Annotated in this window: 1 protein-coding gene; it reads right to left on the reverse strand. The window is 36.8% G+C overall.

Translation table 11 applies throughout. The features are described from left to right. A partial coding sequence (locus tag A3EO_RS13595; RefSeq protein ID WP_169333134.1) for an autotransporter outer membrane beta-barrel domain-containing protein occupies positions 1-1,667 on the reverse strand: 1,667 nt, incomplete at both ends.

Here is a 1,667-nt window from a genome sequence, read left to right on the forward strand (position 1 = left end):
TGGGTTTCCCAACTACCAAATGTTCTCGCCCAAATATATTTATCACCTTGCTGAATATTACCTTCACAACGCTCATAAACTCGTGCAAGATTTGCGAGATGCTTACTTGTATCAGCTACTACTTGACTACTCGCTCCAGCTAAAGTTGGTAATGACTCTAATACTGCATTAGCTGCTTGTTTGTTATCTCGAATAGTATAGAACAGTGTCGATAGATCATTTTCTGGTGAAACTGAAAAATTACTATCTAGTGCTCTTGCAACATCTAGCGCTCTGTCCAACCCAAATTTCTTGATAATATCCACTAAGCTAGTTGTTGATGAAACATACGGTATTAAACTCAGTGTCTTATCAACTACATTAGGTCTAAAATTAAATAACAGGCTATTATCTGTAACTTCATTAAAGTTACCACTCATAGAGGAGGTTGATTTAATTACATCATTAAAGATAGTATTTTTAAAATCATCTTCCTTACTACCACTAATATCAATATCTAATGTACCATTTAATTTTACATCACCATTAACTGTAATTTTAGTGTACTCATTTGGTGTAATAACTACACTTAATGTACTGTTATCACTTAAGGTTAATCCGCCTAACTCAGTACCTTCTTTATCAACAGTAAGTCGTGCATTATCTTTAACAGTAACATCGCTTGTTGATAAACTACCACCATTTGCTAAATGCAAGGTTCCTTTCTCTACATTAGTTTTACCAGAAAATCCTGAATTAGCATTTTCAATCTTAAATTCACCAGAGCCTGTTTTATCAAGGCTACCTGTACCACTAATTGATGCGGAATTTTCTAAACTCGCAACAGCACCTGAATCAACGTTAATATTAAGTTTACCATTAATATTAATCGTATCTTCACCACCGTTAGCTGTATGCAAATTCTCAAATAATACATCTCCATCATCAAGATTAAGTTTTAAGTCACCTCCACTGTTAACATTTAATATTGCAGATTTATCATTACCTAAGCTATCAGATCTAATATTATCAGCGTTAACTTTACCATCAACATTCAAGCTTCCCTCATCTAGGGTAATAATACCATCATTTCCTAGATCTAAATTACCCTTAGTACCAACATTCACTTCACCACTATTATCTATAGTTAAAGTCTCTGCTATCGTTGTACCATCATTAACATTCACTTTACCACCATCTACTGTTAAGGTGTCTGTGATAGTTAATGCCCCTGTTGTATCAAGTTGACCATCAGATTTGACTGTCACTGTATCTGCATTGACCGTTCCTGCATTAGTTAATGTCGCTGTACCCGCTCCATCTGTACCATCACCAACATTTAAGATGTCGCTGTCTAATGTACCCTTATCACCTACAGTTACCGCACCATCATTTATGTTCGTTGTCGCAACATCTGTTGTGCCACCATTAACATTCACTTTACCATCATTATCGACATTTAAGGTGTCCGCCGTTGTGTTACCCGTTGAGTTCACTACACCGCCATCTACCTCTAAAGTATCTGCAATTGTTAATGCCCCTGTTGTATCAAGTTGACCATCAGATTTGACTGTCACCGTATCTGCATTGACCGTTCCTGCATTAGTTAATGTCGCTGTACCCGCTCCATCTGTACCATCACCAACATTTAAGGTGTCACTATCTAAGGTACCGTCAGCACCAACGTC

It is taken from the genome of Gallibacterium anatis DSM 16844 = F 149 (genome assembly GCF_000379785.1).
Taxonomy (GTDB): Bacteria; Pseudomonadota; Gammaproteobacteria; order Enterobacterales; family Pasteurellaceae; genus Gallibacterium; species Gallibacterium anatis.